Here is a 7296-nt window from a genome sequence, read left to right on the forward strand (position 1 = left end):
ATTATCCGAACAACAAGTAACGGCGTTGCTCGATCAATTAATCGACACATTACCGGCGGCATTCAAAGAAATTTTGATTGGAAATCAGTCAAACCAAGAACAAATTGCTGCGTAATTTCTTTGGTGAAGGTTAATCCGATAGGATTGTGAAGCATTTATTAGGGTGCGAAACTTGAGTTATTATGAACTGAATATAGATGGTCTGAAAAATATTTTTTCTGTGGGGAGATGCCTTGTATAACATCTTTAAAAACTAAGATTACCCTAGCCTTAGATCTCAGATAATCCGTTTTTGGTTTTTGATAGGGGATTGTTTTGGTTACTGAATAGTAATAGTGAGATAATGCCTTGTCTATATTCTCGCTAGCCACTAAATAAGAATCATTAAATTTTGACATAATTTTAATATAAAAATTTTGCGTGCGATGATTAGGGTAATGATCCTTAATATACTTTTCAAACTTCTGTAGTAATTTATCTGCATCTTCACAACCGTCGGTTGAAATACTCATGGAAATCCCTCCTATAATATGTACCTCAATTATTTGCTATTGACTCATTAATGTAAAGTAATATCTATCAGAAAACCGTTCAATAGTTCATATCACGGAGGACTTCACATTATTTTCAACTTAACATTAAAGTTAAAATCGCGTATAATTCTCTTTTCCAATGGCTTTAACGTCGGTTGTTCATTTTGGTTGCCTGAGTGAATCACGAAAGAAAGGGGCAGCCCGTTACTATCCATGAACAGACCCATTTGAACAAGGGGGTTAGGGCGATTCTCTTTAGACATGCCGTATTGTTTTAAGCCTTCGGCTTCTTCAATTTCAAAATAGAAATTCGTGCAATCGTAATATAATACCTGTTGGTTACGTTCCACAATTTCTAAACTGTTCTGATAGACCATTTCTTCGATAGTATTTGATTCTTCGGCTAAAACATCTAGGGCACGATAAATGTGCTAGGATTCTACTTCGTGCGCTTCAAGTAAATCTTGCGCACACTCAAACGTTCCTTTCTTTGACCGGGGATTCAGTATACGCATATAAATCAGTCGAGAGAGTATCGTGTTTAAGTCATAAGAAAAGTTGTGTTTGTCTGAAATGATGCGGCAGACCTTATCCAGCTTTAGTTGATGATAAAGGGATTGTAAAAATAAATACCCGACATTGAATGACCGTTGGTCATTTTTAGGGATGGGTTTATGGGGATCAAATTTTGCTACAATCTTGGCCTTTTTTCGCCTCTTTTTTATCGGTATAGAATGCTTTTCTACAACTCGTGCAGTATCGGACTTTACTTTGTGATGCAAGCTCGTCCATCCTAATTCAGCCTTCATATGAGATTTCTGTTCGTCTGTGCGAGTGTTTGCCTCCGGCTTCCTTCAGATTCCACCTCACGGGGGACACCCTTGCCATTATCTAACAGTTCCTACTGCCAAGCATGTAGTGGACTTTCACCACCAAGTTAGCACCCATGCCAGGCGCACATCAAAATAAAGATGCTGATAAAAATTCACCAACATCTTTATTTCGAATATTATTCACTTCTTGAAAATTTATAGAGACTTATTTTTGAGTATAAAAATCTACTCACTTACCAATGATTGGCCATTTGTCTTAATTACTTCTTGGTACCAGTAGAATGAGTCTTTTGGATATCTTGCTAGAGTTCCCTTATTATAATCATCTAAATCTACATAAATAAATCCGTAACGTTTAGACATCTGAGAAGTTGATGCACTTACTAGGTCGATACATCCCCATGATGTGTATCCCATTAACTCTACACCTTCATTTATTGCATCATTCATAGCTAAGAAATGATCTTTAAAATATTGTATACGATAATCATCATGTACTTCTCCATCAATTAATTCATCTTTACTACCCATTCCGTTTTCGACAATAAATAGTGGGATTTCATAACGATCATATAAATCAATTAGAGCTATCTTTAATCCTTTAGGATCAATTTGCCATCCCCATTCACTAGTTTCTAAGGATGGATTTTTTACACCATCCGCTACATTACCACCTACTTTTTCACGTTCCTCCTCATGAATAGACGAAACTAGCGACATATAATAACTAAATGACAGAAAATCAACTGTATATTCTCTTAATACTTCAATATCTTCCTCTAAAATAGGAATATTAAAGTTCTCTTTTTCAAAATAATTCAAAACATGTTGTGGATATTTTCCTCTAATTTGAACATCAGAATAAAAGAAATTATCCCTATTTATTTTCTGAGCTAATTCAATATTCAGCGGATCACTGTTTTCAGGATATGTTAATAATCTAGTTAACATCGCTCCCATTTGTGCCCCGGGAATAATTTTTCTCATTGCTTTTGTCGCTAAAGAACTAGCAACAAACTGGTGATGAACCGCAGTATAAATAGCTTCTTCCGCATCTTTTTTATTAGTGTACTTTTCTTCAACAACCCCAACAGTCGTAAAAGCATGTCGGAATACACTATCAATTTCATTGAATGATAACCAATATTTAACCTGATCTTTGAACTCTCTAAAGCATACTTCACAGAATTTTACAAAGAAATCTACTACCTCTCTAGAAACCCATCCGTCATATTCATTAACTAAATAGAGAGGCATTTCATAATGGGATAATGTGACTAAAGGCTCAATATTGTTTTTTCTCATTTCATCAAACATTTTTTTATAAAATTGAATCCCTTTTTCATTTGGTTTTTCTTCATTTCCATTCGGAAAAAGTCTTGTCCAAGCAATGGATACTCTTAATGTTTTAAAGCCCAACTCACCAAACAACTTTAAGTCTTCTTCATATCTATTATAAAAATCTATCCCATGTCGTTTAGGATAATACACTTCATCATCAGTAGCCATCGCCTTCTTTATATCATCAATACCAACATGCCATTGACTTTTATAGTCCTTTACATCAACTTCTGGCTTAAACATCGCAACATCCGCTACTGACATACCCTTACCATCAACATTCCAGGCTCCTTCAAGTTGATTGGCAGCGGTTGCGCCACCCCATAAAAATCCTTCTGGAAAATTAATTTTAGTCATTATTTACTCTCCTCTAGCTCTGGTTTAATTCTATTCTCAGCTAAAACAAATGGAATATAGCATACAATACCAACTACTAGAATAATCAATTGCACAATTACCCCTGACAATCCATACCCTAAAAATGCGTTTAACCCCAGTGGAATCCCAAATGGCACGTCTACAGTATTTGGTGAAATGAATCCGATATTGTTAAAGAATAAAGCAATAGCAGTACCTATTCCTGATGAAAAAACAAATGGTATTGCAAATGTAGGATTCAATACTAATGGTAGTCCAAACACAATAGGCTCACTGATACCAAATAATCCTGGAATTAATGAAATTTTTGCTATAGCCTTTGAATCTTCATTTTTTGAAAATAACAATAATGAAATAATTAATGATAAAGTAAGTCCGGCTCCCCCTACTACCATAAAAACAATCCAGAATCCCATAGTTACTGGATTAGAAGGTTCTAAACCTGCATTCAATTCATTAATATTTTGTGCTAAAGCCGCTATTAACAAGGGATTTCTTACAGGTGATACTATTAATCCACCATGAATACCTACTAACCAAAATACTTGCGATAGAACTACTAATATTATTATACCAGCTGGTGTCTGTACTATAGCTTCTAATGGAGCCTGAATAATCGCATAGATATATTCGTTTAAATAATTTCCTGTTGCTAAAACAAATAGTTGTCCAGCGATAGATGAGATTATTAAAGTTAGTGCAATTGGAATTAATACGTTAAACGATTCAGTTATTCCTGCTGGAACACTTGGTGGCATTTTGATTATAAGTCTATCAATGTTGGTTAACTTGCTGAACAATTCAACAATAAGAATTGTTGAAATCATTCCAACAAATAGTCCTGATGCATTTATCGCACTAACCGGTAACCCGGCTGCTAACTGTGAAGCTCCTTCTAAAACGACCTCAACACTTTGTGGAATGACACTTATATAGGTCGCTAAGGCCAATACACTACTAGTAACTGGATTAACTTTGTTCGCTTGGCCTAAGACTGCACCAAGTATTACAGGAATAGCTAAAGACATACTATTTAACGTCGCAAAATTCATAGCATCAAAAGCTGGAGTTAGAGCTCCTAACCATTCAAACATACTGAACTGAGCAAGTCCTGTTGTCGGACTGGATAATAAAACATTAAATAATGTTGAAAACGATCCAACAATTACAAATGGCATATATAGCGTAAAGGTTCTCTTTATAGCTGATAAATACTTATTATCATCGACCCATACGGCTACATCATGAATTATTTCAGTAAATTTTTCCATTGCTGACATAGTGGTCTCTCCTCTTTATTATTCTTTTATTAATTCCTCTGCGAACTTCAATACTGCCTCACCATCACCACGACCGTAATCAATTGCTTTAATGACTGCCACTGGAGCCTTGTCACCCACGATACGTTTTACTTTCTTTAAAGTATGTGCCACTTGTGGACCTAGTAATAACACATCAAAATCATCCAACTGGTCCTCAATCAAACTTTGATCTGCCGCCCAAATTTTATAGTCTTTCCCTTGTTCTTTAGCCGATTCCTCCATCTTGTTCACTAAGATACTTGTAGACATCCCTGCAGCACACGCTAACATTATTCTCATTATAATTCCTCCTAAATTAATTTATTATGATGTAATACTTTGTAGATAGAAATAAATTCCTGAGCATTATCCATACTGGTTAAAGCTATTGATAAATGATCCTGAGCATGTATTAATAGTATGTTTAATTCCGTTTTTTCCCCCTTTGCTTCTGCTTGAATCAATGACGTTTGACTTTTATGTGCCTGCTTAAATGATTCCTTTGCCTCAGCCACTAATTTTTCTGCTAAATCAAAATTACCATCTCTAGCTTCTTCAGTTGCCAACATCGCTTTAGATCTTGCATCACCTGCATGTAAGATTAACTGAAACTCTCGTTCATAATTATCCATTTAATGACCTCCACCATTATTTTCTTTGATATCTTCTATAAAATTATTGTAATTTTTTTCTTTTATAATTTTGTTGATTTTATAAGAATTCACAAGGTAACTACTTATCGCCTGATAAAATAGTTGTAAACTGTTTTTATCATTTTTTCCAATCATAAATATCATAATAAATTGAACTTTTTTCTTGTCCCATTTTATTGGATGTTCTAATATTGAAATAATAGATTGGGTCTCTATATCAAATTGTTCAAATGGATGCGGAATTGCTACTCCATTACCTATTTCAGTTGAAAATAACTCCTCTCGCTTTAAGATTGATTCTAATAATTGATCAGGCAGTTCCTTAATTTGATTAGCTCTCTTTATCATTTCCCTAATTACTTCATTTTTTGTATCACCTTTAATATCCACAAAAAATAAATCTTCGGAGAAAAAACTCTCTATCTGCTTCTCTCTATCCTTTTCTATCAACAAATTTTCTATATTATTGAAATCCTCTTTTGTTAAAAAGTAGTTAACATGCAGTGAAGGTATCTCATATTCTTTACGAAGTGATGTTGTTGAAATCAAACAATCATATTGTGATAATTCAATACGGTCCACATTAATTGAATCACTAACATTTGTGCTTTTTATATATTCTCCATACTTTTCCATAATTTGATATTCAAGCATCTTTGCTGTTCCAATACCTGTGCCACAGATAATTAACACTCTTTTCTTCCTAATTGTTTGTTTTGGTTCTCTAACTCTCTGAAGTCCCAAATTCAAATGTAGTGCCAATAGTGCAATCTCATTCTCATCTAGTTGCTTCCCATACTTATTCGAAATTACCTTACTCGCTTCATTCGATAAAATGTAGCCTAAAGGAAAATTCTTTTTAATTTCTTCCACCAAAGGATTCTCTATTTTTATGTTATATTCTAACCTATAATTTAAAGGCACTAGATGCAGAGCCAGATTTCTTGTTAACTCAATATTATTACTCATATCAATATGAAAAGAGTTTTTAATAAGAATTAGCATTTCGTTAACCATTTCCAATATTTCATCAGAGATTACAATTTTTTTCTTATTCGCAATCACCTGCTTGGCGGATAATTGAATCATTAACATATAAATTTCTATAACAGGTAGGTCAGTATCAATTACTGTACTTATATAATCTGCCAACTCTTCAGCTATAGATTTCACTTTTGGCGAAAAATCATTTAGATGATTCTCATCAAATTTAGATCGATCATACTTATTATTTTTTATCCTATTTATCATGATATAAATGTGAACACTGAGATTTTCAAAACTATTATCTGATAAGTGATAATAGTTTTTAGCCAATATCCTTTTTATATTCAGCTCAATTTCATTGCAATTTATAGCATCTTTTCCATCAAAAAGCATTTCTAACCAATTCATTTTCCTTATTTTCATAGAAAAATATTTTCTCAAATCTGATTCTTTCCCTTGAATCAAATACCCTTTACCTCTAACATTTATGAGCTCCAAATTATGGCTAGCAAGTTCTTGTCTAATAGAAACTAAATCATTTCCTACAGTTGAGTAACTTGAATATAATTTTTCTGAAAAATCCTCTAGTGCTATTGGTTCTTCAGATAACAATAAACTTAATATGATATATTCCATTCTTTGTTGAGGCTCACTAAATATTGGGGTATTCATTTCATGAAAGTTTTTATTCCATAAATCCTGATCCTGTATTTCCAAAGAAATACCAACCCTTGGCCTACTTTTAATTACCCCTCCTTTGGATTGAATATCATCTCCGTACTTTTTGATTCTACTTAAAATTGTTTTAGTTGATAATCTTAAATTATCTGCAATTTCAGCACTACTTACTGCTGTATCTCTTTTTTCAAGAAATCTTATTATCTGTAAGAACGTTTTATCCAAAACCAATGCCTCCTCTCAAAAATAAATATAATACATAATGTCTGCGCTTTCATTCAATGCTTTTCCTCATTAATGTGGAAACTTTTATTTTTCTATTTTAACCTGAATAATTCATAGTACCTTGTCAGAACAGGCATTTACCCCGCTTTAATAAGGTTTATCAATCTATTCCTTATTCACCCGTTGGGTGAAGAAAAAAATATACAAAAAGAGCACACTCTATGTTATTGTAAAGTCGACCAAAACAACAAAAACAAGAGGTGTGCTCAATGTCAACTTTACAAGAAAAGCAACTACAATTCAATCCCCATTTGGTTATGTCAAACGATGGCGGTCAATTATCCAATGATTCCGGTCTCCTTTTACT

Annotated in this window: 8 protein-coding genes; all 8 read right to left on the reverse strand. The window is 33.4% G+C overall.

Annotated features, from left to right (window positions below; genetic code table 11):
- Nucleotides 1-158 precede the first annotated feature (158 nt).
- Nucleotides 159-512, reverse strand: coding sequence for a hypothetical protein (locus tag ACYQ4S_RS10005; protein WP_459770920.1), 354 nt, complete (start codon nt 510-512; stop codon nt 159-161).
- A gap of 104 nt (nt 513-616) precedes the next feature.
- On the reverse strand, nt 617-961 hold the full coding sequence (locus tag ACYQ4S_RS10010; protein WP_459770932.1) for an IS1634 family transposase: 345 nt from the start codon (nt 959-961) through the stop codon (nt 617-619).
- A gap of 3 nt (nt 962-964) precedes the next feature.
- Nucleotides 965-1315 carry a hypothetical protein gene (locus tag ACYQ4S_RS10015; RefSeq protein ID WP_459770921.1) on the reverse strand — a complete coding sequence of 117 codons (351 nt, stop codon included), beginning with the start codon at nt 1313-1315 and terminating at the stop codon, nt 965-967.
- Between the two features lie 276 nt (nt 1316-1591).
- On the reverse strand, nt 1592-3064 hold the full coding sequence (locus ACYQ4S_RS10020; protein WP_459770923.1) for a glycoside hydrolase family 1 protein: 1473 nt from the start codon (nt 3062-3064) through the stop codon (nt 1592-1594).
- Nucleotides 3064-4365, reverse strand: coding sequence for a PTS sugar transporter subunit IIC (locus tag ACYQ4S_RS10025; RefSeq protein ID WP_459770925.1), 1302 nt, complete (start codon nt 4363-4365; stop codon nt 3064-3066). The genes ACYQ4S_RS10020 and ACYQ4S_RS10025 overlap by 1 nt, the downstream gene beginning before the upstream one ends.
- Before the next feature lie 18 nt (nt 4366-4383).
- Nucleotides 4384-4686 carry a PTS sugar transporter subunit IIB gene (locus ACYQ4S_RS10030; protein WP_459770927.1) on the reverse strand — a complete coding sequence of 101 codons (303 nt, stop codon included), beginning with the start codon at nt 4684-4686 and terminating at the stop codon, nt 4384-4386.
- Nucleotides 4687-4697: 11 nt separating this feature from the next.
- Nucleotides 4698-5018 carry a PTS lactose/cellobiose transporter subunit IIA gene (locus ACYQ4S_RS10035; RefSeq protein ID WP_459770929.1) on the reverse strand — a complete coding sequence of 107 codons (321 nt, stop codon included), beginning with the start codon at nt 5016-5018 and terminating at the stop codon, nt 4698-4700.
- The gene (locus ACYQ4S_RS10040; protein WP_459770931.1) at nt 5019-6929 is read right to left on the reverse strand and encodes a BglG family transcription antiterminator; all 1911 of its coding nucleotides are present in this window, start codon (nt 6927-6929) and stop codon (nt 5019-5021) included.
- Nucleotides 6930-7296: the final 367 nt, after the last annotated feature.

The sequence above is a fragment of the Alkalibacterium sp. s-m-28 genome (assembly GCF_054658175.1).

Bases quoted from the DNA above. Each gene is read 5' to 3' on its own strand.
- ACYQ4S_RS10035 (WP_459770929.1), bottom strand. From the start codon at position 5,018: ATGGATAATTATGAACGAGAGTTTCAGTTAATCTTACATGCAGGTGAT.
- ACYQ4S_RS10005 (WP_459770920.1), bottom strand. From the start codon at position 512: ATGAGTATTTCAACCGACGGTTGTGAAGATGCAGATAAATTACTACAG.
- ACYQ4S_RS10030 (WP_459770927.1), bottom strand. From the start codon at position 4,686: ATGAGAATAATGTTAGCGTGTGCTGCAGGGATGTCTACAAGTATCTTA.
- ACYQ4S_RS10020 (WP_459770923.1), bottom strand. From the start codon at position 3,064: ATGACTAAAATTAATTTTCCAGAAGGATTTTTATGGGGTGGCGCAACC.
- ACYQ4S_RS10025 (WP_459770925.1), bottom strand. From the start codon at position 4,365: ATGTCAGCAATGGAAAAATTTACTGAAATAATTCATGATGTAGCCGTA.